The following is a 23,934-nucleotide window of genomic DNA, read 5'->3' as shown; positions in this document are numbered from 1 at the left end:
AGACTGTTCTGAAGGTCACCGCTGCTCGTCTGGTCCGGGCTGCTGACCTTCGGGATCCTGGCCCGGGTTCTGGGCTGGCCCCCGGCCGGGGTCCTGCGGCCGACCGGATTGCGGGCCCGCGGGCGGCTGACCTTGATCACCGGGTTGCTGCCCATGGCCACCGGCAGGCGGCTGACCGTAACCCTGTTGCGGCGCTTGACCATACCCGCCGGACTGCTGCGGCGGACCGTAACCCTGTTGTGGCGGACCGTATCCACCGGGCTGCTGCTGCGGGTAACCCTGTTGCGGCGCCTGACCATAGCCGCCGGGTTGCTGCGGCGGACCGTAATCCGGCTGAGGCTGACCATAACCGGGGCCCGCAGACGTGCCGGGCTTGCCGGTCAGCGCAAGGTAGGTGGCGAGGCAGGCAACAACAAGCGCGACAAATGCGCCGAGGGTGACCAACCACAACCCCCATCCGGCACTGACTTCGGATGTATCACCGGCGTCACCGCTGATCACAGCGCTACCCGGATCAGATATGAAGATCACAGCCATGATCACCGCGATCAACCCGAGCACGGCACCGGCGATCGCCGCGATCCCCGGGAACAGGTTGACGATCAGCGCAGCGCCCGCGCCGACAACAAGCACACCGAGAATCATGGTGAAGAGGCCCGGGGCACTCGTGTCGTTCTCGGCTCGGGCTTCGGCCTCTTCGATCTGGTCCGAGCCGGCATCGCTGCCACCGGCATCGATTGACACCGAACCGGTTCCGCTGATGGAGATTCCACCGTCCCCCAGATCCTGCGATGCCCAGCTGAAGAAGCTGAACACCACCATCGCCACCCCCGCGATCACCAACGCGATCCCGGCGAACCTCAAGGTCGGGTTACCGGACGACGGCGCCAGCAACGCAGTCGTCGAGGATTTCTGACCTGTCGGAGCACCAAACGGCGGCTGGTGAGCCGGTTGCTGCGGCGACTGATATCCGCCGGGTTGATAACCGCCTGGCTGCCCCTGATTCGGCTGCCCGCCGGGTTCGTTGGGTGGAAATCCACCGCTGTCTCCGGGTGGCGGTCCGTACGTCATGGTGTACCCCTGATCTGTCGTCCGCCCGCCGGCTCGCGAGCACAATATGCGAAGACGCGAATACTGATCGTAACGCTCCACGACAGATCGTTAAAGGGTCATGCGGTTTCCCGAAACGAGAAGGGCGTCAGGTCTTGGTTATTGGCTCTCGGGGATCCGGCGGCGGGCGGCGAGGCGGCGGTGGCGGCGGTGGTTGACGACTGCGCCGGATCGGCGGCAGCCCACGATCGACACCTGCATTAGGAAGCGGTTGCCGAACCGGGGGAAGCCCTCGCGAATCATCCTGGGATGCACGCTGGTTCGGACGGTAACGCGGGGTTGGCGTCGACGACGGTCGGTACACCTCGACCCCTGGGGGCGGCAGGCGACTCTCGGACGGACGACGACCCATCCGGTCTGTCGAACCTGCCGGGCGCGCCCGCTGGCCGGGTTCCGGTCGAGGGCCATGGTTCGGACGCGGAGCGGCCGGCCCGGCGTTGTGGTTCGGACGCGGAGCGGCCGGCCCGAGGTGATGGTTCGGACGCGGAGCGGCCGGTCCGTGGTCGCGGTAGCGGGGTTCGGTGGCGCGAGGGCCCGCGTGCACAGGCGAATTCGTCGACTGCCGCCGAGCCGATTTGCCTGTTCCGTCGGATGTGTTGTGCGCGAGCGGCCGTCGCGTGCCGCGCATCGCGACAACAACGGCAAAACAGGACACCACCACCGCCGCAGACGCACCGAGCGTGACCAGCCAGAGTCCGAGTGCGGCGAAGCCGATCCCGGCGTCGCCGGTGCCCTCCAGTACCGCAGCGCCCGGGGCGAACAGGTATTCAAGGGACATGAACAATCCGATCAATGCCGGCACGGCACCCGCCAGGGCCCCGATTCCGGGGTAGCGGTTGATCAGTAACATCGCCCCCGATACAACAAGCAGCGCTCCGAGGCCCGCAGTGATGATGCCGGGCGAATTACTCCGTTTGTCCAGTTCCGCTGCCGCCTCGGTCTCCCCGCCCAGCGCCTGAGCCCGGACTTCGGAGATCTCGAGGGTCACCGAGCCCATGCCGGTCACAGAAATGCTGAGACCGTCGTCAGAGGCAGCCGTCCAGGTGAAGAAACTGAAGACCACCATCAGCAACCCGGCAGCAGCAAGCGCGATGCCCGCAACCCGCAGGCGCCAGTCGTTCGACCTCGCCGCGAACAACCCACCGTCGCTCGGTTGCCTGCCTTTCGCAGCGCGTCCGCGCGTCTGCCCCACCTCGACCGGGGCCGACCGAGAACGAGGCGTCGACGACGCCCTTCCACCGACATCAGCACGTGTTCGGTCGTACGTCATCTGCGCCCTCGTGATCAGCTCGCACTGCAGCCGACCCACCCGGAGTCGCCAATTCGGACAGATCGTAACCCGCAAGCCCGCCGACGATGCTGATCAGCGCCAACATCGGGTGGCGGTCGGCGGGAAGTTCCGAGTTTGGCGCACAGGCCGCCGCGGGTCCTCGGGTGGGCGAACCGCCCGGTCAGCAAGCGGCCCACGACATTCCATTGGCCGGAAAGTGTCTGGTACCACACCTACCACCCGCTGTGAGCTGTACCACGCGCATCAAGGCCGCGCTTCTCGTTCGCGAAAGGACACCTCATGACACAAGCGGCGCCAGCCAGAACACCCCAACCGCCGGACAACGTGAGGGGGTGGTCGCCCCGATTGATACTGTCCCTGGTCTCGATCGTGGCTCTGCTCGAAGCGTTGACAATGAACTATTCGATGGTCGCCACGGGTCTGCCGCTGATCATGGCCGACTTCAAGACCACGCAGGGCGCCTGGATCCAGGCGGTCTTCCTCCTCGTGGCCGCGGTGATCAGCCCGACGCTGGGCAAGGTCGCAGACACTTACGGTAAGCGGAAGGTGTTGCTGTGCTGCGTGTTCCTGGCGGCCGCGGGGTCTGCGATCTCGGCCGTCGCACCCAATTACACACTTCTGATCGCGGGTCGCGCACTCGCCGGCCTGGTGGTGTCATGCCTGTTCCTCAGCTACTCCCTGATCCGTGACATCTACCCCGCCAAGATCGTGCCGCTGGCGGTTGCCATCGCGACGAGTGGAATGGGCCTGATCAGTGTCCCGATGCCGTTCATCACCGGCTGGCTGATCGACAGCTTCGGTTGGCGAAGCCTTTTCTGGTTCTTCACGATCATTCTTGTCGTCGTCGGTGTCGGGATTGCGATGACCACCGACGAGACGTCCTACCGCCTGCGCTCGCGGATCGATCCGATCGGCGCAGTTCTGCTGGGTGCAGGTATCGGCGGGATCTTGATTGCGGTCAGTTTCGGGGCCGACTGGGGATGGTCCTCGGCGAGGACCCTGACGTTCATGGTGGGCGGTATGGTCCTGCTCGGCCTCTGGATCGTCTCGGCGCGGATCGTGCAGGAACCGCTGATCGATCTCGGACTGCTCACTCGCCGATCAATCGGCTTGACCACAATCACCGCAGGCTCCCTCTACGGGTCGACCGCCTTGAGTTCGACGTTGCTGCCGCTGATGTGCATGACACCAGCAACTCTCGGGCTCGGTTACGGATTCGGCGTCGATGCGCAGGGTTACGCGTTGCTCCAGTCACCACTGGGAGTCGCAACCGTCGTCGGCGGCCTCGTCGTCGGCCTCCTCGTGGGTCGCGGCGTCCGGCCGAGGGGCTTGGCCATCGCCGGGTCCGCGGTGTTGGCACTGAGCAGCTTCGGTGTAATCGCGGGTATGGACAGTCGCGCACTCATCGTAGTGATGATGATCGGCATCGGCCTTGGCACCGGTCTGGGTTACGGCTCGATTCCGAACCTTCAATTCGAGGCAGTCCCACCGCAGTTGCAGGCTTCGACCGCGAGCATGGTGGCGACCAGCCAGGCCATGATGGCTGCCATTCTCCCGGTCATCGCCTTCAGCATCATGAACTCACACATCGGCTTGGTCGTCGACGGCGTCGGCTTCTTCTCCGCCACCGGGGTGAAGTGGGCTTTGGTCCTGTGCGGCGGCACGGCACTTGTCGGTCTCTTCTGCGCTACGTGCATTCCGCGTCACATCACCCAGTTGTCCATTCCTGACGCCAAGGTGGAGTGTCCCGCCCCGACTGACGATCTGATGACTCGCGCGGCCGGCTGACAGCTTCAACCACGGTTGTGATCAACCGGCGAGCTGCCGGGCAGTTGGCGACGCCGACAACTGTCCGGCAGGCCTGCCTTCCGAGTACCACCGCGGTTCTCGGGAGGAGCCGCGGCAGTGGCAGGAGTTCTCTCAGACTCCGGCGTTGGCGTCCTGCTTCTTCTTCAGTTCCAGGGCGATATCGATCAGTTGGTCTTCCTGACCGCCCACGAGTTTGCGACTTCCGGCCTCGATCAGGATGTCGGCGGCGCTGACGCCGTATTTGTCGGCATGCCCTTCAGCGTGTTTGAGGAAGGAGCTGTAGCAACCGGCGTAGCCCATCATCATCGCCGGACGATCGACCAGACACTCGGTGGGCATCACCGGCCGGACAACGTCCTGCGCGGCATCCGCGATCTTCATGAAGTCGATGCCGGTGGTGATACCGAGTTTGTCGCAGACCCCGACAAATGCTTCCACCGGGGTGTTGCCTGCGCCCGCGCCGAAACGGCGGACCGAACCGTCGATCTGCTGAGCGCCGGCCCGCACGGCCGCAACCGAATTGGCCACCGCGATGTCGAGATTCTCGTGTCCGTGGAATCCGATCTGCGCGTCGTCGCCGAGCTCTGCCCGCAGCGCCGAGACCCGGTCCGACACCTGCTCGAGTACCAGGGCGCCTGCTGAATCGACCACGTAGACACACTGGCAACCGGCGTCGGCCATGATCCGTGCCTGTTTGGCGAGCACTTCCGGTGGCTGACTGTGCGACATCATCAAGAAGCCGACGGTCTCCAGACCGAGCTCACGGGCGAGGCCGAAGTGCTGAATCGACACATCGGCCTCGGTGCAATGGGTGGCGATCCGGCAGATCTGTGCACCGTTGTCCTGCGCGGCGCGGATGTCGTCTTTGATGCCCAGGCCCGGCAGCATCAGGAACGCGATCTTGGCGGAGCGCGCCGTCTCCACCGCAGCCTTGATGAGTTGCTGCTCAGGTGTTTTCGAGAAGCCGTAGTTGAAGGAAGAGCCGCCCAGGCCGTCACCGTGCGTCACCTCGATGACCGGGACCCCGGCGCCGTCGAGGGCTCCAACGATGTCACGGACCTCCTGCTCGGTGAACTGGTGCCGCTTGTGGTGGCTACCGTCACGCAAGGAAGAGTCCGTGATGCGGATGTCGAGTGTGTCGCTGTACTTGCGAGGATCGTTGATACCGAACATTACTCAGACCCCTACCTTTTTCTGTGCTGCGGCCAGTTTCAATTTCGCGATCTCTTCGCCCACCTTGGTGGCGGCGGCGGTCATGATGTCGAGGTTCCCGGCGTACGGGGGCAGGAAGTCGCCCGCACCTTCGACCTCGACGAAGATCGACACCCGGGCCATCCCGCCATTGCCGACGCTCGGCGGATCGAACTGTGGATCCTGCAGCAGCCGATATCCCGGCACGTACTCCTGGATCTCCTTTTCGCGCTTGTGAATCGCCTCGGCGATCGCGTCGATGTCGGCGTCTTCAGGGATGGCACAGAAGATGGTGTCGCGCATGATCATCGGCGGATCGGCCGGGTTGAGGATGATGATGGCCTTGCCGCGCTCGGCACCACCGATCGTCTCGATGCCGCGGGAGGTGGTCTTGGTGAACTCGTCGATGTTGGCACGGGTACCCGGGCCTGCAGACTTCGACGACACCGACGCGACGATCTCCGCGTAGACCACCGGAACCACCGACGAGACGGCGTGCACCATCGGGATGGTGGCCTGCCCGCCGCAGGTGATCATGTTGGTGTTCGGTGCATCGAGGTGCTCGCGCAGGTTGGCGGGCGGCACCACCGCGGGTCCCACGGCCGCGGGCGTCAGGTCGATGGCGGTGATACCGGCGGCCTCGTACTTGGGCGCGTACTCGCGGTGCACGTACGCAGACGTGGCCTCGAAGATGAGATCCGGCTTCTCGGCCGACGCCAGTAGTTCGTCGGCGCCCCCCGACATGGTGATCAGCCCGCGGTCGGCGGCCCGCTTCATACCTTCGGACTCGGCGTCGATACCCACCATCCATCTGGGTGAGATGACCTCTGAGCGTGCGAGTTTGTACATGAGATCGGTGCCGATATTGCCCGATCCGATGATTGCGGCGGTGATCTTGTCAGCCACGTGTACTCCTAACGTTGGACTGTTCCGGTGGCGAAAATCAATCGGTAATGACGCCTCTGTCTAGCTGAAATCCAAAGTGACACTTCCCAACCCGACAAAGTCGGCAACAAAGTGATCCCCGGAACGAATATCGATCGCACGAGTCGCGGTTCCGGGCAGGATCACGTCGCCTTTGCGCAGCCTGACCCCAAAACTCTCGACCTTCCTGGCCAGCCACGACACCGCGTTGAGCGGGTGTCCCAGGACTGCACTGGAATTGCCTTCGGCGATCAGCTCGTCGTTGCGGTGCAGGGTGGCGTCGATATTGCCGGTGTCGATGTCCGCGATCCGAACCCGCTGCTCACCGAGCACCCAACCGCAAGAGGAGGCGTTGTCGGCGATGGTGTCAGGTAGGGAGATCTTCCAATCCCGGATTCGGCTGTCGATGAGCTCGATCGAGGGAACCACCCACTCCACCGCCGCGATCACGTCTTCATTGGTACATCCGGCGCCGGGCAGATCTTCTCCCAGAATGAACCCCACCTCCACCTCGACACGGGGGTAGCAGAACTTCGTCGCGTCGATCGGCGTGTGTTCGTGGTACTCCATCACGTCGAGCAGATGTCCGTAGTCGGGCTCGTCGACGCCCATCATCTTTTGCATCGCCTCGGACGCCAGACCCACCTTGTGGCCGGCGATCGTGGCACCGGCGGCCAGCCGTTTCCGGATGTTGATCAGCTGGATCTCGTAGGCATCGGTCACGTCGAGATCCGGGTACGCCGCAGCCGGCGGATCGATGGCGGCGGCATGTAGCTCGGCGGACGCCAGATCGTCGGCAATCTGCCGGCGCAGCCGGTCGGAGATCGTCACCACTTGCCTCACTTCTCGGTTCGAGCGAAATAGAACGTGTTTCTGTTTTGACCCTCTGAAGGCCTCGCCAACCCGTTCCGGGCTGGTATAGCCTGCCTCTTGAGGCAGTTTATAACGTGTTCTACCTTGCGGGTGGAAGTCGGCGATGCGCGAAGGGGCGAATCATGAGTGGTCCGGACAGCGGACAGGGTGACGGCAGCGTGCCGAATCGGGGAGACGAAACGTATGACGTGATCGTTGTCGGCGCCGGAGGTGCCGGCATGAGCGCCGCCATCACCGCCGCGGCGCACGGTCTGAGCACGATCATCGTCGAGAAGTCCGCCTACTGGGGTGGGTCGACGTCCCGCTCGGGCGGCGGCGTGTGGATTCCGGACAATCGACTCCTCAAGCGCGACGGCGTGAAGGACGACCGCGAGGCCGCCCGCACCTACGTCCGATCGATCGTCGGAGATGTGGTCTCGCCGGATCGGATCGACGCCTACATCGATCGAGGCCCCGAAGCCCTCGAATTCTTGATGGAACACTCCCCACTCGACCTCGAATGGGTCAAGAACTACTCCGACTACTACCCGGAGGCACCGGGTGGGCGCGTCCACGGACGATCCTGCGAACCCAGGCCCTTCGATTCACGCAAACTCGGCGACGACTTCAAGACACTTCACCCGCCGTACACGAAGTCCCCGTTGAACGTGGTGGTGATGCAGTCGGACTACCGCTGGCTGAGCACCGGTCTGCGGCACTGGAAGGGCCCGCTCCGGTTCATGAAGGTCGGAATGCGGTTCACCTGGGCCAAGCTCACCGGCAAGAAGCTGATCGCAATGGGCGCCGCCCTGATGTCAGAACTGTTGCTCGGTGTCCGGCAAGCCGGTATTCCGTTGCAGCTGAACACCGGACTCGTCGAGCTGGTGACCGAGGGCGACCGGGTTGTCGGCATCGAGGTCGAATCCGACGGAACAAGGCGCACACTCCATGCCCGTCACGGTGTGGTGCTGGCCTGCGGCGGTTTCGAGCACAACACCGAGATGCGGCACAAGTACCAGCGTCAGCCGATCGGATCCCAATGGACCACAGGTGCCGAATCCAACACCGGTGATGGAATCAACGCCGGGCTCAAAATCGGTGCCGGCGTGAGCTTTATGGACGATGCGTGGTGGGGCCCGACCATCCCACTCCCCCGCGGACCCTGGTTCGCACTGTCGGAGCGCGCGCTGCCGGGAAGCATGATGATCAACGACCGCGGCCAACGATTCATGAACGAATCACTGCCGTATGTCGAAGCGGTGCATCAGATGTACGGCGGCGAGTTCGGCCAGGGTGAAGGTCCCGGAGAGAATCTGCCGTGCTGGCTGGTCTTCGACCAGACCTACCGCAACCGGTACATGTTCGCCTCGGTGTCCGGACGGCAACCGCTGCCCGGCAACTGGTACAAGTCGGGTGTGATCACCAAGGCCGACACCATCGAGGCACTTGCGGAGAAGATCGGCGTTCCGGCCGAGGGCCTCGCCCAGACCACCAAGCGGTTCAACGAGTTTGCGGCGAAGGGCGTCGACGCCGACTACGGCCGCGGGGTCAGCAAGTACGACCACTACTACGGCGACATCACCAACAAGCCGAACCCGAGCCTCGGCCCGCTGAAGAAGGGCCCGTTCTACGCGGTCAAGATGGTGCCAGGCGACCTCGGCACCAAAGGTGGCATCAACACCGACGCTGCCGGACGCGCACTTCGCCCGGACGGTTCTGCCATCAACGGCTTGTACGCCGCGGGCAACACCAGCGCGCCGGTGATGGGCCACACTTACGCGGGTCCCGGCGCAACGATCGGTCCGGCAATGGTTTTCGGTTACCTCGCGGCTCTCGACATCACCGCACATGCGCAACAGGAACGAGTTAAGAAGGAGAAGGCGAGCTGATGGCGATCGACCCGGATATCGCGCTGGGCGCGGTGGTCTCGAAAGAAACCTACAGCTGGAACGCCTCAGATGTCGCGCTCTACAACCTCGGGGTTGGTGCAGGCGCCGATCCGCTGGACCGCGCAGCCCTGGGCTATTTCGACGACAACCACCCGAAGGTGTTGCCCACATTCGCGACCGTGGCCGCACATTTCCATGACACAGAACCGCCGAAGGTCTCCAAGCCCGGCGTCGAGATCGATCTCGCCAACGTTGTGCACGGTTCGCAGGAAGTACTGGTGCACAAGCCCATTCCCGCATCGGGATCGGCAACCACCACGGTCAGGATCATCGAGCTGCAGGACAAGGGTTCGGCCGCGGTGATCATCGAGGAGTTCACCACCGTCGACGATGCGGGCGAGCCCCTGTGGACCGCGCGTTCGTCGATCTTCGCCAAGGGCGAGGGCGGTTTCGGTGGCGAACGGGGTAATTCAGACAAAGTTGCCTATCCCGATCGCGAACCAGATCACGTCATCGAGGCAAAGACACTTCCGCAGCAGGCCTTGCTCTACCGGCTGTGCGGTGACCGCAATCCGCTGCATTCCGATCCGGAGTTCGCCGAGAAGTCGGGTTTCCCGAGACCGATCCTGCACGGACTGTGCACCTACGGGACGGTGTGCCGTGCTGTTGTGGACACACTGCTCGATGGAGACGTGGATCGAGTCGAACGGTTTGGCGCCAAGTTTGCCGGAGTCGTCTTTCCCGGAGAGACGCTACGAATCAGGGTGTGGGAGGACGGATCCCGCTTCCTCATCACGGCATCGGTCGCCGAACGTGATGACGCACCAGCGCTCGGAAATGTAGTGCTGACCACGTTTCGTCACCAGGACTGACGAAGCCCGGCCCGAACTTGGGTCAGGCGGCACTCATGAAGATGGCAACCAGGCCGACGAAAATTGCGGCCAAAGAGCCAAGCAGCGCGAGAAGCCGCCAGATACGCAGTTTGATAACCGGAGTTGTGTGGACATGCAGTGAGGTCATCAGATTCCCTCTCTTGTGAATATGGCCAGCCCGGCTGGGTCGGTCGTCACCAGCAACTTCAACAATTTCCGTTACCAGTGTGACTAATGTGACACACGGGACAGGTGATACTCGCGGTCGACACTGCTGCCAGTGATAACGATTACACAACGCGAACAGTTGCCTAGAACACGTTTCACTCGCCTAAATTGGATAAATGGACTCTTCCGGGGGCACCCCGACGCGCGACAAGCTTGGTTTCCGCGCGATTTGGCTCATCGTGGTCGCCTGCGCCGCACTGAGCCTGGTCATCGCCGCGATGGCTTCCCTCAACACCGCGATTCCCGAAATCGCCCCGGCCGTCGGAGCCACCTCCAATCAGGTGACCTGGCTGATCGACGGCTACACACTCACCATCGCCGCCCTCTTGCTTCCGGCCGGGGCCATCGGCGACCGATACGGGCGCCGTGAGGTACTGATCGGCGGGCTCATCGTCTTCACCATCGGCTCATTGCTCCCGATCTGGGTGTCCAACCCCGATCAGTTCATCGCCGCCCGCGCACTGACGGGCGTGGGCGCGGCGTTTGTCATGCCGGCGACGCTGTCAGTCATCACCGCCGGTGTACCCGAATCCAAACGCCATCTTGCCGTGAGTATCTGGGCCGGCGTTGGTGGATCCGGCGGCATTGCAGGCTTCTTCGTGACCGGCGTGCTTCTCGAGTTCTTCAGTTGGCACTCCATATTCGTCACATTCGGCATTTCTGCGGCCGTCACCGCGGTACTGGCCTGCACGATCCCGACATCCAAGGACTCGACCACGCACCGATTCGACTGGATCGGATCGATCACCTCGGCGTGCGGGATCGGCCTACTTGTCTATGGCCTCATCGAGGCACCGCATCGCGGCTGGCTCGACCCACTGTCGCTGCTGGCGCTGATCGGCGGTCTCCTGCTCATCGGGGCATTCTGGTTCTGGCAGCTCAAGAACCCGGAACCGCTGCTCGACGTACGTCTGTTCAACAACCGCGCATTCTCCGCCGGCACATTGAGCATCACGGTGCAGTTCCTTGTGGTCTTCGGGATCTTCCTGGTGCTACTGCAACAGCTGCAGCTGGTCTTCGGATACTCACCGCTCAAGGCCGCAGTCGCCCTGATGCCGATGGTCGGTCTGGTGATGGTGTTCTCGCTGATCGGAAACTGGCTCGCCACCCGAACGAGTTTGCGGACCATTCTGGTCTTCGGTATGGCCGCGATGGGCGTCGGTTCGATCTATCTCGGCGCGGTCAGCCTCGACAGCTATCAGACCATCGTCGTCGCAATGATCATCCTGGCAATCGGTTTGGGTATCGCCACGGCACCCTCGACCACCGCGATCATGGTCAACACACCCACCGACAATCAGGGCGTCGGGTCAGCGGTGAACGACACCGCCCGCGAGCTCGGTTCAGCGATCGGAATCGCTGTCGGCGGAAGCTTGTTGGCCGCCGGCTACACCCGGAACATCGAACCTGTCGCCGCGGACGCCGAGGCGTCGATGCAACAGTTGTCCACACAGCTCGAAGCCGCCGGGCAAACGGAGCGAGCGCAAGAAGCCGCGACCGCTGCCGAATCCATCAGCGAGCACATCACCAACACTCTTGCCGAAGCGCTTCAGGTGGCAGGCCAACTGTCCCCCGTCCAACCAGAGCTCGCCGCACGGATCAGCAAGGGCGCCATCGAGGCCTTCGAAGGACCGATGGGAACCTCATGCCTCGCCTTGGGCGGCGTATGCCTCGCAACGGCCATCGGCCTTGTCTTCCTCACGCCCAAACAGATCGACGACGGTGCGGCAGAGCGTGCCGCCGCCAAAGCCGAAGCGGGCATCAGAGACTGACGTCAGCAGAGGCGTTGCACCGCGTGGGAATGTCGGCGAACGTCCCCCGCTCGGTGCTGCAGCCCAGCTCGTCTGGACGGCAGCACCGCGCGTTTCACGCTATGGAGTTGTCAAAGATGCGTGCGCGGTCCCGACAAGATCTCGGGTGCGCTGGTGGTGGAGAGCTGGTGACAGTAGTGGAGTGTTGGGTCAGGCGGCGAGGGTGAGGGTTCGCCGGTTGTAGGCCGGCAGTGGTTTTCGCTGTGGGTCGGTGTCGGCGGGTGGGATCAGCCACGGGTGTCCGTCGGTGCCCATGATGACGTCCCAGTCGGTGTTGTGCACCGCCATATGGCAGGTGCGGCACAGCAGGCATCCGTTGTCGAGGGTGGTGAGGCCGCCGTCGACGAAGTGCACGATGTGGTGGCAGTCCGACCAACCGGCCTTGGCCCCACACTTGATGCAGCAGGTGTCGCGGATGATGATCGCTTTGCGGACCAAACCCTTGAACAGACGTTTCGGCGGACTCAGATCGACCGGGACTTCCTGTCCGTCCAGGGTGATCGAGGTGATCGACGAATCGCACGCCAACATTGCGGCGGTGGCTTCGGTGACCGGACCCATCCAGGGCAGCGAGGCAGCCTCGGGATGATCGGCGGGCACGGTCACCATCACCTCGGTCCGCGGCGCCGACACCAACGTCTGTCCACCACCACCGCAATCCAGAAGTTGGTGCAGCGCATCAGCTCGGCGTTGGGTGGGGCTTCGACTGTCATCCGAGCCATCCGATTCAGTGCGCGCTTTGGACCAGAAGTCCAACGCGGAGAACAACTTTTCCCCGATCACCGCATCAACATCGAACGTCCCGACACAGCGACCCTCGTGAACTTTGTATTCGAGACTGTTCAGCGACCGGTCCTCCGCCGGCGGCGGACCACCGGTATCCCGGGCCACCTCGTTACCCAGCGCGCGAGCCTCCGCGCCGATCTCAGCTGGCGCGGCTCCGGAAATGGCGTGGCTCAGCAGTTTCCGCTCAAAGCCAACCTGCTGTTCGGAAGTTATAGGAACCTCGGACCGGCCAACAATATGCGCAACCCCTTTGACCACCGCATCGACATGCTCGGACGACAAAAACCCGTCCCGTGAATACCCGGCAGTACGATCCAGACCGGCGAGGCCCGGACCGATGCGCAACCACCGATACGCCGATGCTGGTACCGCGCCATTGGCCTGCAACAACTTTGACGTGGTAGACCCCGCCTTACGGGCGATACCCGACTCGTCGATCACCGCGGCGCACACCGCGAGCTGATGCTCGGTGGCGTTGCGTAGGGTGATCAGATCCTTCGCCATGCCCAACGTGGCAGTTGGATCATCGGGTAAGACCAGGTCGACCAGATCGTCGACCATCTCGAGAAGTCGCATAGCACAGCACCTTCCAAGGAGAGAGCAAACCGGGGGGCGTCGACCGGAGTGTCTCTGCGGGGAAGGCGTCAGATACGTTGTGCTTGTGGTCGACTGACTCCACCATACCGAGTCGAACGCATGTTCGCAAGGTCGAAAGTGGTGTATCCGACTCCACCGCAACGTCTTTCGGTAGACAGACAAACAACTGACGAATGTGAGCCCGCGGAGTCAGTCGCTGTGCGCGGAGGGAGTGCCGATGCCGCGGAGAATATTGTCGACCAGAGCGTCCGCGAAGGCGGCGGTCAGCGGTTGCGCCGGGAGCAACAGCCGGTGGTAGGCCGCACCCCACAACTGGTCGACCACCACTTCGAGGTCGACATCATCGCGAACCTCACCCGCCTCCTGCGCCAGCCGAAGGCGGTCGACCGCGAGTTGGCGGCGCGGTCGCGTGTACGTCGTCTCGATCGTTGCGGCGAGTGCGCGATCCGATTGGGAAAGCCCCACCAACTCTGCGATCACGCGACCTCGAGGGGTGTCGACGAGCAGGTGGATGAAGGAATGCAACTGCGCCTTGAGGTCGCGGCCGAGGTCGCCAGTGTTCTGGAAACCCAGCTCCACCTCGACGGCGGAGAAGTACGCCTCGAGCGCGAGCGCCCCCGGCGACGGCCACCACTTGTACAAGGTCATCTTGCTGACGCCGGCATGAGTTGCGACCTTGTCGAAGGTCACGGCTTTGATTCCGCCGGTGAACAGCAGCTCCGTCGTCGCGGCAAGAACAGCCTGGTGCACGTCCGCTGCCGCGCGGCGCCCTCTTCCGGCGCGCAACTTGATGTCCTTCTCGGCGGGCAACCCGTCCGTCGTCAATGGCCTCACCCCTTGCCTCATATGTACAAGTAGTCTACATTTCAGTTTATGTACAACTAGTCCACTTATGGAGGGAGCTGGCCATGGTCAGCAACAATCACAATGCCCGTTCCGCGATCGTCTTCGGCGGCTCCGGCGGAATCGGAAAGGCGGTCGCCGAACGCCTCGCGGCCGACGGCAACAACGTGGTGGTCCACTACGCCGGACGGGCAGCGGCAGCCGAAGCGGTGGCCAACGGCATCACCGCAAGCGGCGGGACGGCCATCACTGCCGGCGGTGACGTTGCGGACGACACCCAGGTGGAGCGTGTTTTCGATCAGACCGCCGAGCAATTCGGTGGTGTCGACATCGTTGTCAACACTGCGGGCATCATGCTGCTCGCACCTGTCGCCGACATGAATCTCGACGACTTCGATCGAATGCATCGGACCAATGTCCGAGGGACGTTTGTCGTGTCCCAGCTCGCGGCCCAGAAACTGCGCCCGGGCGGCGCGCTGATCAACTTCTCCACCTCGATAACCCGTCTGCAACAACCGAATTACGCCGCGTATGCCGCAACGAAAGGAGCTGTCGAGGCGTTGACGCTGATACTCGCGCGCGAACTACGTGGGCGCGACATCACCGTCAACGTCGTCGCGCCGGGCCCAACCGCAACACCATTGTTCCTCGACGGCAAACCCAGCGAACTGATCGACCAGCTGGCAAGCGCCGCTCCACTGGAGCGACTGGGCGAGCCCGAGGACATCGCAGAAGTCGTCGCGTTCCTGGCAGGCCCGGGACGATGGGTCAACGGACAGACTTTGTACGCCAACGGCGGCATCGCCTGATCGCATGCGGCACAACGCCCCCGGGCTACCTCAGCTGCTCACCGCGCCCGAAACCGATGTGCCGAGTGCGGCGTCCTTGGCCCACCGGTAGTCAGCCTTACCGGCCGGGGTCCGTTTGATCTCGTCCACCAACACCAGTAGACGGGGAATCTTGTAACCCGCCAGCATCGTTCGGCAGTGTTCCTGGATTTCGTCGAGCGTCGGCGCGGTCTGGTCCGGGCGGACCGCAACCACGGCCGAGACCTTCTGCCCCATACGTTCGTCGGGGGCGCCGACCACCAATGCATCGGCGACCGCGGGGTGAGCGTGCAGGCAGGCCTCGACCTCTTCGGCAAACACCTTCTCGCCACCGGTGTTGATGCACTGCGAACCGCGTCCGAGGAAGACGATGGTGCCGTCGGCCTCGACGTGCGCCATATCGCCGAGCACCGATACGCGGGTGCCGTCGGGCAACGTGGGGAATGTTCGTGCCGACTTCTCCTCATCCCCGTAATAGCCCAGGGGAACATTCCCGATCCGCGCGATCATCCCCACCTCACCGGAGCCGGGTTCGATCGGCTCCAGTTTTTCGTCTAGCACCGTCATCTTCGAAGACGGCGGCATTGCCAGCGTGCCGTCTTCCCGAACTTCGAAGGCGCCGTCGTTGCCGGATTCCGAGGCCCCGAAGTTATCGCGCAGCAACAAATCTGGCTTCGCCGCGACCATCCGATCTCGCACACCGACCGACCAGATCGCACCGCCGGAGGTGATCGAGAACAGGGCCGACATGTCGACCTCGTCCTTCAGCTTGTTCATCGCATCGGCAAGTGGCGAACCCATGCCGTCGCCGACGATCAGGATCACGTTGACCTTGTCGGATTCGATGGACCGCACCACTTTTTCGGGATCAAACGCCCGCATCAACACCAGGCGCGCACCCAGGGTCAAGAACGTGAACAGCGAATACAGCGCCGCGCCATGCATCAGCGGTGCCGCGATCAAGAAGGCCAGATCGGGGAACTCCTTTGCCGCTGCGGCAACTTCGCCGAGGTTCTTGCGCGGGTTGTTGTCTTCGTATGGGTTACCGCCCGACAACGGCTTGTGGAAGAAGTCGTCGTGGCGCCACATCACCCCCTTGGGGTACCCGGTGGTGCCGCCGGTGTAGAGCACCCACAGCTCATCACCCGTCCGGGGTTCGAAGTCCCGCGCATCCGAATACCCTTCCGGCGCAAAGGGAAGGACACTGACACCGGCCTCCGTTGCGGCGTCGGCCAGCGCCCCCGAGATCTCCCCGATGACCAACACCGTCCGCAAGGTCGGGATCTGTCCGACGATCTGTGCCAGGTTCTCCTGATGTTCGAGTTCTTCGACAACTATCGCCACCGAGTCGGAGTTCTCGAAGATGTAGAGCAGCTCTGCCGGGGTGTAGCGATAGTTGATGTTGATGGGGACGGCACGCAGCTTGATGACGCCGAGGATGGTGGTGACGTGCTCGAGGCTGTTCTTGAGGAACAGTGAGACATGGTCGTCGGCACCGATTCCCGCGGCCGACAACATGTGTGCCACCTGATTCGACTCGCGCTCGAGTAGGCGGTAGCTGTGATCAACACCCTCGTAGGTCAACGCAATCCGGTCGGGAACCGAGTCGGCGACGGTCTCGAATACATCGGCAAGGTTGAAGGCCATCTGAGAAATCTCCTTTGCGAGAGAACTTGGCACGAACTATGCGGTCAGGACAAGACCGCTGGTGGGGACTCCGGTGCCGGCGGTGACCACCACCGCACCTGCCCCGTCGACCTGGTTGACCGAGTCACCACGAAGCTGTCGGACAGCTTCGGCGATGCCGTTCATTCCGTGGATGTACGCCTCCCCGAGTTGTCCCCCGTGGGTGTTGAGCGGAAGCCGGCCACCCACTTCGAGTGCACCGGGTTCGCGGACAAGATCTTTCGCTTCGCCGCGACCGCAGAATCCGAGCTCCTCGAGCTGCATCAACGTGTACGGGGTGAAGTGGTCGTAGAGGATCGCCACATCCATGTCGTCGGGGCGAAGCTCCGATTGCTCCCACAACTGCCTGCCCACCAATCCCATCTCGGGAAGTCCGGCGATGTCGTCGCGGTAGTAACTGGTCATGATGTATTGGTTTTCGCCACTGCCCGATGCGGCACCCGCGATGACGACCGGCGTATGCGGGAGGTCCTTGGCGCGCTCGGCCGACACCACCACAATCGCCACTCCACCATCGGATTCTTGGCAGCAATCAAGAAGGTGTAGGGGTTCGGCGATGTACCGCGAGTTCTGGTGATCGTCGAGCGTGATGGGCTTGCCGTAGAAGAAGGCTTCCGGATTGACCGCTGCATGCTTGCGATCCACCACCGCGATCTGTCCGAAATCTGCACTGGTGGCGCCATATTCGTACATGTAACGCTGGGCCACCATGGCCACGAACGCAGCGGGGGTACTGAGCCCATGTGGGTAACTGAAGGCGTTGTCGGTGCCCGACGAGTTGTCCTGCGCGACCAGCGAGGTGTTCACCTGCCCGAACCGCATGCCCGACCGCTCATTGAAGGCCCGGTAGGCCACCACCACATCGGCAACCCCGGTCGCCACCGCCATCGCCGCCTGCTGCACGGTGGAGCACGCTGCTCCCCCACCGAAGTGGATGCGAGAGAAGTACTTCAACTCACCGATGCCAGAGGCGCGGGCGACCGCGATCTCGGTGTTGGTGTCCATGGTGAACGAGACCAGCCCGTCCACGTCTGCCGGCGTCAATCCGGCATCGGCGAGCGCCGCGGTGACCGCTTCGGCGGCGAGCCGCAATTCGCTGCGTCCCGAGTTCTTGGAGAAGTCGGTGGCGCCGATACCGACGATGGCGGCCTTGCCGGACAACCCGCTCATCGGCTCACTCCCGCTTCACTTTTTCCTGCCGGTGCACTGACTTCCGTATGGTCCATCACCAGGGTCACCACCGACGTCACGTGGTTTCCGAGGCTGTCCTTGCCGACCACGTCGACCGTCACCAGACCGTCATCCACCGCACTCACGGTGCCGTTGAGCGTCAACGTGTCGTAGGCGTACCAGGGCACACCGAGTCGTAGCTTGATCGACCGGATCTGCGCGCGCTGACCTGCCCAGTCGGTGATGTACCGCTGCACCAGTCCGGTGTCGGTGAGGATGTTGACAAAGATGTCCTTCGACCCCTTCTGGTGCGCGAGGTCGCGGTCGTGGTGGACGTCCTGAAAGTCCCTGGTGGCCAGGGCCGTCGAAACCACGAACGTCGGCGTCGCAGTCACCGTGAGAGTCGGCAGTTCGAGACCGACTGCGGCCGCGGGAGGGTTGGTGGGAGGGACAACTGTAGGCACTGCGGGGGGAACATTCATTGCTGCACTCCTGTTCCGGCGGGCTGCCACGCGTACAGCGTCCAGGCGGCGGCACCGTCGACCGCCGGGAAGTCAAGGAATTCGACACGTACCGGAAGCCCGATCTCGACCTGCTCGGGTTCGACCCCGCGGAGCTCACCCAAAAGCCGCACACCTTCGTCGATTTCGACGAGCGCGATGACGAAAGGCACCTTTCGGCCCGGAACCTTGGGGGCATGGTGCACCACATAGCTGTAGACACTGCCCAGGCCGGATGACACCACGTAGTCGGTGTCCTCGCCCTTGGCCTTCCAGATCGCCGGCACCGGCGGATGCCGCAGCGATCCGTCCTCGAGTTTCTGGATGCGCAACTCGTGCTCGCGCACTCCGTCCCAGAAGAACAGCGTGTCCAGAGAGGGGGTGGGGCGCATCATCTTTGCCGGATCGAAATCGCCGGACGGTGAACCGAGTGATGAGATCACCGGTGTGTCCGCCGAAGATGGCTCCGGGTCTTTGGCCGGTGGCCGGAACTTGAGGATCCGGAAATCCATCTCGGCGACCACTTCGTCCCCGACCTTCCAGGTGTTCCTGGTAGTGAAGAACCATCCTTCGCCGAGCCCGGTCTGCTTGGGCCCCACCACATCTGTCAGTGCGGCCTCGATGGTCACCTCTTCACCAGGCTTCGTGTACCGGTGGTAGGTCGAATCACAGTTGGTCGCAACGACTGACGTGTAACCCGCGTCGTCGAGAATCTGTGTCACCCGACCGAGTGGATCATCATCCGCACGCACCCGGGTCAGTCCCCGCATCGTCCACACCTGCGCCATCGCAGGCGGAGCCACGATGCCGTCGTATCCCGCAGCGCGGGCGGCATCGTCGTCGACGTAGATCGGGTTGTTGTCCCCGATGGCCTCGGTCCAGTTGTTGATCATGGCCGAGTTGATGGGGTCGCGGCCGGCCACCGGCGCACTGGTGCCCGCGGCCCGGACCCTGTCGGTGGCCGCGATGATCGCTGACGTGTCAACGGTTGTCATGGAATGGCTCCTCTCAGCGCTTTCCACGGGGCAGCCCGAGCCCGGCGGTGGCGATCATCTCGCGCATCACCTCGTTGACACCGCCACCGAAAGTGATCACGACGTTGCGTTTGGCCTGGACGTCGAACCAGTCGGCGAGCGCCGCGGTCTGCGGGTCGGAGAAATCTCCGTGCCTGCCCAGGATCTCGTCGATCAATCGGTGAACGTGCTGTAGCCGTTCGGTGGCGAAGACCTTGGTCGCCGCGGCATCGGCCATCGAGATCGAATCGCCACCTGCTGCCACCTGCCAGTTGAGCAACTCGTTGATCCGGTAGTAAGCATGCAGTTCTGCCAGAGCACGTTTCACGTCCGCATGCTTCGCCGGAACGGTGCCGTCGGGGCCCGGACGCTCCGCCCACTCGGTGATCCGGGCGAGGAGTCCATCGAGTCGTCCGGCGGGACCGAGCATGACCCGCTCGTGGTTGAGCTGTGTGGTGATCAGCCGCCAGCCGCCGTTGACCTCACCAACCACCATGTTGGCAGGCACCACCACGTCCGAGTAGTACGTGGCGTTGACGTGATGTGCATGGTCGGCGGTGATGATCGGGGTCCAGCTGTATCCGGGGTCGGTGGTGTCGACGATCAGGATCGAGATGCCCTTGTGCTTGGCGACATCTTTGTCGGTCCGGCACGCGAGCCAGACGAAATCGGCGTCATGCCCACCGGTGGTGAAGATCTTCTGCCCGTTGACGATGAACTCGTCGCCGCGACGTACCGCGGTGGTCTTGAGCGACGCGAGGTCGGTGCCGGCATCGGGTTCGGTGTAGCCGATCGCGAAGTGGACCTCACCGGCGAGGATCGCGGGCAAGAACCGTTGCTTCTGCTCCTCGTTGCCGTAGAGCTGCAGCGTCGGTCCGACCGTCTGCAGCGTCACCGAAGGCAATGGCACATCGGCGCGGGCGGCCTCGTTGACAAAGATCTGCTGTTCGATGTGGCCGAAGCCGCGGCCGCCGTACTCCTTTGGCCATCCGACACCGAGCCAGCCGTCCTTGCCCATCTGCCGGATCACCTTGCGGTAGGTGGGCCCGTGGCGCTCGGTGAGCATCACCTTGGCATCGGTTTCGGAAATCAGCGTCGAAAAGTATTCGCGCAGCTCTGCTTTCAGGCTGCGCTGCTCTGGGGTGAGATCGATGAACATCGGGTTTACGCTCCTGCCTCTACCTGCTCGGCCAGTGCATCGAGGCGGCTCGTGGGTCCACCGACCAGGCGCGAGAGATCCTTGGCGATCGAGAAGTATCGGTGCAACGGGTACGTGAGGTCGACGCCGATGCCGCCGTGTAGGTGGACCATCGTCCGCATTGTGGCCGGGACCTCCTGCGCCAGCCAATAGGTGGCCACCGCCAGATCCGACCCCGCATCAAGACCTTCGGACAAACGCCAGCCGGCCGCCGTTGTCGCCAGTGTCATCGACCGGGCCACCACGTAGATGTCGGCGAGTTGCTGCTGTACGGCCTGGAATGTGCCGATCGGCTTGTCGAACTGGACTCGCTCGGTGACATGGGTGGCCGTCAGCTTCATCGCACCGGCGACCAATCCGTCGGCGTAGGCCGCGATGCCGAGCGCGTGATGCTCGATGAGCCAATCCGGATCGCCCTCGACGATGGTCCGGACCGGCACGTTGTCGAACTCGACCGTGTATTCGCCCCATCCGCACGACGAGGTGGTCCGGGTGATGGTCACGCCCGGGTCATCACCTGCGACGACCGCGACACCCGCATCGGCGGCGACGAGTAGGGCGCTCGCGCCCTCGGCGTGCAGCACACCGGTTTTGGTTCCGGTCAGCTTCCCGCCCGATACCGATGTGTGCGGCGTGGCCGTCATCGCCGCGCCCGGTTCGTTGATGGCGGCCGCCAACCAGCCACCCGATTGCACCGCGGCACCGAGTTCGACCGCCACGTCGGGAGCCCGGGTCGCCAGTGGCGCAAGACCCGAGATCAGGGTCCCGATCGCGGGTGTCACGGCCGCGGCCCGTCCCAACGCGGTGGCGACGGGGATCAGCCCACCGACACCGACGTCATCACCACCCAGGCTCTCCGGCAATGGCAGCGCCAGAACACCGCCACCGGCCAGTGCCGACCACAACGTTGTCTCGAACCCCCCGCGATCTGTCAGATCCGCGTCCCAGACCGTCTCGTGCCGTTCCAGCACCGAGTCCATGACATCGCTCACAGTTTGGGCGGTGGAATCCAGCGTGAAATCCACGTTCTACACCCCTCCAAAAGAATTAGAACTTGTTCTAGTTGTATCAGACGAACACGGTGTCCGTTTCGACTTGCGCCAAGCTGCGGCGCGACCTCACCGAGGCAGACCCAACAGCCTCTCGGCCGTGGCCGTCAGCAGGATCTGGGTGGTGCCACCCGCGATGGACAGGCACCGGTTCAGCAGGAACGTGTCGGCAGCCGCGGACAACGCGAGGCCTTCGGTGCCATGCAACTGCTGGGCGAACTCCGGCACCGATTGGCGATGCCGAACCCCGATGAGCTTGCGGACACCGGCCACCGCCCCCGGATCCGTCCCGTTGATCGACCCGAGCACCGTCCGCAGATCCAGGACCTGCCCGAGCTGCGCCTGCACGATGAGGTCGCCGAGACCTTCGCTCTGTGCATCGGTCAGCACCGAGTCGCCGACCTGATCCAGAAGCGCTTCCATCTCTTTGCCCAGCGCCGAGCCACCCATCGCCACGCGCTCGTTGGCCAGCGTGGTGCGTGCCAGCCTCCAGCCGTTGTCCACCTCCCCGACCACACAGTCGTCGGGGACGAACACGTCATCGAGAAAGACCTCGTTGAACAGGGACCGCCCGGTCAACTCGCGCAGTGGCCGTGTCTGGATGCCTGTCGACTTCATGTCGACGAGGAAGTAGGTGATCCCCTTGTGCTTGGGGACATCCGGATTCGTCCGAGCCAGGCAGATGGCCCAATCGGCCTCGTGTGCGTGCGACGACCACACCTTCTGCCCCTGCAGCCGCCAGCCGCCGTCGACCTTCGTGGCCTTGGTACGCAGCGAGGCGAGGTCCGAGCCCGCCCCCGGCTCGGAAAACAGCTGACACCACAACAATTCGCCGTCGAGCGTCGCCCGCACAAACCGCTCGCGCTGCGTGTCGGTGCCGTGCGCGACGATCGTCGGGATCGCCCACCCCGCGATCACGAGATCCGGGCGACGAACGCCCGCTCGTTCCAGTTCGGAATCGATGAGCACCTGGTGCGACGCGTCGGCGCCGAGTCCGTACGGCGTGGGCCAATGCGGGGTCAGATATCCGGTGGAAGCGAGTGCCCGGCGCAGATCCGGTGCGGCCGCAATGGACTCCGCCTGCTCTCGGACCTGCGGGCGGTCGCGCTCGGCCTCCCCCAGATCAATCGTGAACGTTCGACGCACCCCGGACCGGTTCAGTTCGGCGACCCGCTTGCGCCACTGCCCCGGACCCCCGAGCTGGGCCTGCCAGGCCAACGCCCGACGCAGGTAGAGGTGCGCATCGTGCTCGAAGGTGAACCCGATCCCGCCGAGCACCTGGATGCAGTCCTTGGCGTTCGCGACGGTCAATTCGGCGACCACCGCGGCTGCCGCTGCGGCGCTGATCTCCAACTGCGCCGTCGCCGCCTCGCGGTCGGCACTGTCGGCTTCGGTGAGTTCGTCGATGGCCTCGGCGAGGTCCCAGGCCGCGGCGCCGACCAGTTCGCTGCGACAGAGCATTTCCGCGCAGATGTGTTTGACGGCCTGAAAGCTCCCGATCGGCGCCCCGAACTGTTCCCGCACCTTCGCGTACTCGACGGCGGTATCGAGGCACCAGCGGGCAACTCCGGCCGCCTGAGCGGCGATCCCGGCGATAACCGTTGCCTGCACAAATGAGTCCGAGACGTGCAGAACCTCATGAGCGGGGATCCGGACCTGTTCGAAGCGGACCCGCGCCAGGTCCATCGAGAAGTCGACGCCCTCGACTTTGTCAGCGACCACCCCCGGCGTTTTCGGTTCCAACAGCACCCACCGACGGCTACCCGCGATGTCCACCGGCGCCAGCAGTGCGACACCGTCGGCATAGCCGGCGACCAGTCCGAGATCACCGTCAGCTGACAGGACGCCGCGTTCGGTTTCGGTCGACAGGACCACGCCACCGCCCGTCAGCACAGCCGTTGCGATCGCGACGCCGACTTCACCGGCCAGCAGCTGCCCGAGTAACGCGTTCTCATTCGGCGCGCCTGTCACCGCGGCCAGCAGGGCACCCACGGCCGTTCCGGCCACCGGACCGGGAACGAGACCGTAGCCCGTTTGCTCGAGCATGACGGCGAGGTCGATGAACATCGCGTCCATTCCGCCCTTGCTCTCCGGTACCGCGGCCGCGAACACCCCGAGACCCGCGAGTTCGGGGAACAGTGCAGGCCAGGCATCGGCCTGCAGATTGGATCCGGGCTCGGCCGCGCGGACCGAGGTGATCGCCGACACCTTTTTGGACCATTGACCAATTGCATCGGCCACAGCGGTATGTTCTTGAGTGGTAGCGATCGTCATAGGCCTGGACATCC

General features: G+C 63.9%; 20 protein-coding genes. 5 read left to right on the top strand and 15 right to left on the bottom strand.

Annotated features, from left to right (window positions below):
• Positions 1 to 15 precede the first annotated feature (15 nt).
• Together AC1D75_RS20865 and AC1D75_RS20860 are read right to left on the bottom strand one after the other, a co-directional pair.
• Positions 16 to 1,071, bottom strand: coding sequence for a hypothetical protein (locus tag AC1D75_RS20865; protein ID WP_495517235.1), 1,056 nt, complete (start codon positions 1,069 to 1,071; stop codon positions 16 to 18).
• A gap of 127 nt (positions 1,072 to 1,198) precedes the next feature.
• Complete coding sequence (locus tag AC1D75_RS20860) at positions 1,199 to 2,380, bottom strand: hypothetical protein (protein WP_495517234.1); 1,182 nt, start codon at positions 2,378 to 2,380, stop codon at positions 1,199 to 1,201.
• 300 nt (positions 2,381 to 2,680) lie between these two features.
• Between AC1D75_RS20860 and AC1D75_RS20855 the strand changes: the two genes are divergently transcribed.
• A complete protein-coding gene (locus AC1D75_RS20855) occupies positions 2,681 to 4,189 on the top strand; it encodes an MFS transporter (RefSeq protein ID WP_495517233.1) in 1,509 nt (502 codons plus the stop codon).
• A 132-nt stretch (positions 4,190 to 4,321) separates the two neighbouring features.
• Here the strand turns inward: AC1D75_RS20855 and dmpG are convergent, their stop codons facing one another.
• From dmpG to AC1D75_RS20840, 3 genes are read right to left on the bottom strand one after another with little or no spacing between them, the layout of a single operon-like run.
• Entirely contained in the window at positions 4,322 to 5,383 is a 1,062-nt protein-coding gene (dmpG, locus tag AC1D75_RS20850) for a 4-hydroxy-2-oxovalerate aldolase (protein WP_495517232.1), read from the bottom strand.
• Between the two features lie 3 nt (positions 5,384 to 5,386).
• On the bottom strand, positions 5,387 to 6,307 hold the full coding sequence (locus tag AC1D75_RS20845) for an acetaldehyde dehydrogenase (acetylating) (protein WP_495517231.1): 921 nt from the start codon (positions 6,305 to 6,307) through the stop codon (positions 5,387 to 5,389).
• A gap of 60 nt (positions 6,308 to 6,367) precedes the next feature.
• Positions 6,368 to 7,156, bottom strand: coding sequence for a 2-keto-4-pentenoate hydratase (locus AC1D75_RS20840; protein ID WP_495517230.1), 789 nt, complete (start codon positions 7,154 to 7,156; stop codon positions 6,368 to 6,370).
• 164 nt (positions 7,157 to 7,320) lie between these two features.
• Between AC1D75_RS20840 and kstD the strand changes: the two genes are divergently transcribed.
• Complete coding sequence (gene kstD / locus AC1D75_RS20835) at positions 7,321 to 9,066, top strand: 3-oxosteroid 1-dehydrogenase (RefSeq protein ID WP_495517229.1); 1,746 nt, start codon at positions 7,321 to 7,323, stop codon at positions 9,064 to 9,066.
• The gene (locus tag AC1D75_RS20830) at positions 9,066 to 9,938 is read left to right on the top strand and encodes a MaoC/PaaZ C-terminal domain-containing protein (RefSeq protein ID WP_495517228.1); all 873 of its coding nucleotides are present in this window, start codon (positions 9,066 to 9,068) and stop codon (positions 9,936 to 9,938) included. Before kstD ends, AC1D75_RS20830 begins: the two co-directional genes overlap by 1 nt.
• Positions 9,939 to 9,960: 22 nt before the next feature.
• Here the strand turns inward: AC1D75_RS20830 and AC1D75_RS20825 are convergent, their stop codons facing one another.
• Positions 9,961 to 10,086 carry a hypothetical protein gene (locus AC1D75_RS20825; protein WP_495517227.1) on the bottom strand — a complete coding sequence of 42 codons (126 nt, stop codon included), beginning with the start codon at positions 10,084 to 10,086 and terminating at the stop codon, positions 9,961 to 9,963.
• Between the two features lie 196 nt (positions 10,087 to 10,282).
• Here AC1D75_RS20825 and AC1D75_RS20820 point away from each other — a divergent pair, with 196 nt between their 5' ends.
• Complete coding sequence (locus tag AC1D75_RS20820; RefSeq protein WP_495517226.1) at positions 10,283 to 11,938, top strand: MFS transporter; 1,656 nt, start codon at positions 10,283 to 10,285, stop codon at positions 11,936 to 11,938.
• A gap of 189 nt (positions 11,939 to 12,127) precedes the next feature.
• Here the strand turns inward: AC1D75_RS20820 and AC1D75_RS20815 are convergent, their stop codons facing one another.
• Together AC1D75_RS20815 and AC1D75_RS20810 are read right to left on the bottom strand one after the other, a co-directional pair.
• Positions 12,128 to 13,339, bottom strand: a complete 1,212-nt coding sequence (locus AC1D75_RS20815) for an HNH endonuclease signature motif containing protein (RefSeq protein ID WP_495517225.1) — start codon at positions 13,337 to 13,339, stop codon at positions 12,128 to 12,130.
• Positions 13,340 to 13,549: 210 nt separating this feature from the next.
• On the bottom strand, positions 13,550 to 14,110 hold the full coding sequence (locus AC1D75_RS20810; protein ID WP_495517670.1) for a TetR/AcrR family transcriptional regulator: 561 nt from the start codon (positions 14,108 to 14,110) through the stop codon (positions 13,550 to 13,552).
• A gap of 158 nt (positions 14,111 to 14,268) precedes the next feature.
• Here AC1D75_RS20810 and AC1D75_RS20805 point away from each other — a divergent pair, with 158 nt between their 5' ends.
• Entirely contained in the window at positions 14,269 to 15,012 is a 744-nt protein-coding gene (locus tag AC1D75_RS20805) for an SDR family oxidoreductase (protein WP_495517224.1), read from the top strand.
• Positions 15,013 to 15,042: 30 nt separating this feature from the next.
• Here the strand turns inward: AC1D75_RS20805 and AC1D75_RS20800 are convergent, their stop codons facing one another.
• The 7 genes from AC1D75_RS20800 to AC1D75_RS20770 all read right to left on the bottom strand — a co-directional run bounded on the left by AC1D75_RS20800 (position 15,043) and on the right by AC1D75_RS20770 (position 23,920).
• Complete coding sequence (locus AC1D75_RS20800; protein WP_495517223.1) at positions 15,043 to 16,677, bottom strand: AMP-binding protein; 1,635 nt, start codon at positions 16,675 to 16,677, stop codon at positions 15,043 to 15,045.
• 36 nt (positions 16,678 to 16,713) lie between these two features.
• A complete protein-coding gene (locus AC1D75_RS20795; RefSeq protein ID WP_482140817.1) occupies positions 16,714 to 17,886 on the bottom strand; it encodes a lipid-transfer protein in 1,173 nt (390 codons plus the stop codon).
• Entirely contained in the window at positions 17,883 to 18,368 is a 486-nt protein-coding gene (locus tag AC1D75_RS20790; protein ID WP_495517222.1) for a MaoC family dehydratase, read from the bottom strand. The genes AC1D75_RS20795 and AC1D75_RS20790 overlap by 4 nt, the downstream gene beginning before the upstream one ends.
• Positions 18,365 to 19,381 (bottom strand): bifunctional MaoC family dehydratase N-terminal/OB-fold nucleic acid binding domain-containing protein, encoded by a 1,017-nt coding sequence (locus AC1D75_RS20785; RefSeq protein WP_495517221.1) that lies wholly within the window; start codon positions 19,379 to 19,381, stop codon positions 18,365 to 18,367. The genes AC1D75_RS20790 and AC1D75_RS20785 overlap by 4 nt, the downstream gene beginning before the upstream one ends.
• Positions 19,382 to 19,394: 13 nt before the next feature.
• Positions 19,395 to 20,558, bottom strand: coding sequence for an acyl-CoA dehydrogenase family protein (locus AC1D75_RS20780; RefSeq protein WP_495517220.1), 1,164 nt, complete (start codon positions 20,556 to 20,558; stop codon positions 19,395 to 19,397).
• A gap of 5 nt (positions 20,559 to 20,563) precedes the next feature.
• The gene (locus AC1D75_RS20775; protein ID WP_495517219.1) at positions 20,564 to 21,622 is read right to left on the bottom strand and encodes an acyl-CoA dehydrogenase family protein; all 1,059 of its coding nucleotides are present in this window, start codon (positions 21,620 to 21,622) and stop codon (positions 20,564 to 20,566) included.
• A 93-nt stretch (positions 21,623 to 21,715) separates the two neighbouring features.
• Positions 21,716 to 23,920: an acyl-CoA dehydrogenase family protein gene (locus AC1D75_RS20770; protein ID WP_495517218.1), complete on the bottom strand. Its 2,205-nt coding sequence runs from the start codon at positions 23,918 to 23,920 to the stop codon at positions 21,716 to 21,718.
• Positions 23,921 to 23,934: the final 14 nt, after the last annotated feature.

The sequence above is a fragment of the Williamsia sp. Y712 genome (assembly GCF_059445525.1).
Note: the sequence above shows the minus strand (reverse complement) of the source record. Positions and strands in the feature narration are given on the sequence as shown.

Coding starts and splice junctions, on each gene's coding strand:
- AC1D75_RS20805 (WP_495517224.1), top strand. CDS start 14,269: ATGGTCAGCAACAATCACAATGCCCGTTCCGCGATCGTCTTCGGCGGC.
- AC1D75_RS20800 (WP_495517223.1), bottom strand. CDS start 16,677: ATGGCCTTCAACCTTGCCGATGTATTCGAGACCGTCGCCGACTCGGTT.
- AC1D75_RS20865 (WP_495517235.1), bottom strand. CDS start 1,071: ATGACGTACGGACCGCCACCCGGAGACAGCGGTGGATTTCCACCCAAC.
- dmpG (WP_495517232.1), bottom strand. CDS start 5,383: ATGTTCGGTATCAACGATCCTCGCAAGTACAGCGACACACTCGACATC.
- AC1D75_RS20770 (WP_495517218.1), bottom strand. CDS start 23,920: ATGACGATCGCTACCACTCAAGAACATACCGCTGTGGCCGATGCAATT.
- AC1D75_RS20830 (WP_495517228.1), top strand. CDS start 9,066: ATGGCGATCGACCCGGATATCGCGCTGGGCGCGGTGGTCTCGAAAGAA.
- AC1D75_RS20780 (WP_495517220.1), bottom strand. CDS start 20,558: ATGTTCATCGATCTCACCCCAGAGCAGCGCAGCCTGAAAGCAGAGCTG.
- AC1D75_RS20825 (WP_495517227.1), bottom strand. CDS start 10,086: ATGACCTCACTGCATGTCCACACAACTCCGGTTATCAAACTGCGTATC.
- AC1D75_RS20785 (WP_495517221.1), bottom strand. CDS start 19,381: ATGACAACCGTTGACACGTCAGCGATCATCGCGGCCACCGACAGGGTC.
- AC1D75_RS20790 (WP_495517222.1), bottom strand. CDS start 18,368: ATGAATGTTCCCCCCGCAGTGCCTACAGTTGTCCCTCCCACCAACCCT.
- AC1D75_RS20815 (WP_495517225.1), bottom strand. CDS start 13,339: ATGCGACTTCTCGAGATGGTCGACGATCTGGTCGACCTGGTCTTACCC.
- AC1D75_RS20820 (WP_495517226.1), top strand. CDS start 10,283: ATGGACTCTTCCGGGGGCACCCCGACGCGCGACAAGCTTGGTTTCCGC.
- AC1D75_RS20860 (WP_495517234.1), bottom strand. CDS start 2,380: ATGACGTACGACCGAACACGTGCTGATGTCGGTGGAAGGGCGTCGTCG.
- kstD (WP_495517229.1), top strand. CDS start 7,321: ATGAGTGGTCCGGACAGCGGACAGGGTGACGGCAGCGTGCCGAATCGG.
- AC1D75_RS20795 (WP_482140817.1), bottom strand. CDS start 17,886: ATGAGCGGGTTGTCCGGCAAGGCCGCCATCGTCGGTATCGGCGCCACC.
- AC1D75_RS20855 (WP_495517233.1), top strand. CDS start 2,681: ATGACACAAGCGGCGCCAGCCAGAACACCCCAACCGCCGGACAACGTG.